This is a genomic window from Burkholderia sp. Se-20378, from assembly GCF_017104665.1.
GTDB classification, from domain to species: domain Bacteria; phylum Pseudomonadota; class Gammaproteobacteria; order Burkholderiales; family Burkholderiaceae; genus Burkholderia; species Burkholderia lata.
The window spans coordinates 1-1,077 of record NZ_JAAGPG010001077.1 but is presented as its reverse complement, the minus strand read 5'-3'; the positions used below and the strand labels follow the sequence as shown (position 1 = coordinate 1,077).

Below are 1,077 nucleotides of genomic sequence, written 5' to 3'. Positions count from 1 at the left end.
CCCGAACACGGCGGCGGCCGCCACGAACCGGCCGGCCGGGAACGCGCGCGTTGCGCCGCCCCGGCCGGCCCAGCCAGACCGAAACATGTTCAACGTCGTCCTCGTCGCCCCCGAAATTCCGCCGAACACCGGCAACGTGATCCGCCTGTGCGCCAACACGGGCGCCCGCCTGCACCTGATCGAGCCGCTCGGCTTCCCGCTCGACGACGCGCGGATGCGCCGCGCGGGCCTCGACTATCACGAGTATGCGCAGATGCGCGTGCACCGCGACTGGGACGCGTTCGTCGCGGCGGAAACGCCCGACCCCGCGCGAATGTTCGCGTTCACGACGCGCGGCTCGGGCCGCTTCCACGATCATGCGTTCCTGCCCGGCGACTGGTTCGTGTTCGGCTCGGAAACGCGCGGCCTGCCCGCCGAGCTGCTCGAGCGCTTCCCGAACGAACAGCGCGTGCGCCTGCCGATGCGGCCGGACAACCGCAGCCTGAACCTGTCGAACACGGTCGCGGTGGTCGTGTTCGAGGCGTGGCGCCAGGCCGGCTTCGAAGGCGGCGCATGACGCTTGCGCGGCGCATCCCGCGCCGCGTGACGCGTCACGTCCGCGCGAGCCGCGCGCGATAGAGGTCGTAGATGTCGGGAGAAAAGCACGCGAACACCACGCGTGCGAGGTTCGGCGCCTGCGGCAGCATTTCGGCAACAGTGCCCACCGCAATCTCGACGGCCTCTTCAGCCGGATAGCGATAGATGCCGCAACTGATCGCCGGGAACGCGATCGACGTCGCCGCGACCTCCTCGGCCAGCTCGATCGCGCGCCGGTAGCACGACGCCAGCAGGTCGGCCTCGCCGCTCCCGCCGCCGTGCCACACCGGCCCGACCGCATGGATCACGTAGCGCGCCGGCAGCCCGTGGCCGCGCGTGAGCTTGGCGTCGCCCGTCTCGCAGCCGCCGAGCGTACGGCATTCGACAAGCAGGCCCGGGCCGGCCGCCCGGTGGATCGCGCCGTCGACGCCGCCCCCGCCGAGCAGCGAGCCGTTCGCGGCGTTGACGATCGCGTCGACATCGAGCGTCGTGATGTCGACA

Annotated in this window: 2 protein-coding genes; one reads left to right on the top strand and one right to left on the bottom strand. The window is 71.7% G+C overall.

Translation table 11 applies throughout. The features are described from left to right. Positions 1–85: 85 nt before the first annotated feature. Complete coding sequence (gene trmL, locus G3N93_RS40250; RefSeq protein WP_011353282.1) at positions 86–556, top strand: tRNA (uridine(34)/cytosine(34)/5-carboxymethylaminomethyluridine(34)-2'-O)-methyltransferase TrmL; 471 nt, start codon at positions 86–88, stop codon at positions 554–556. A 34-nt stretch (positions 557–590) separates the two neighbouring features. Here trmL and G3N93_RS40245 read toward each other — a convergent pair. After that, positions 591–1,077, bottom strand: a 487-nt coding sequence (locus tag G3N93_RS40245) for an O-acetyl-ADP-ribose deacetylase (protein ID WP_206135551.1), incomplete at its 5' end; no start/stop codon positions are given.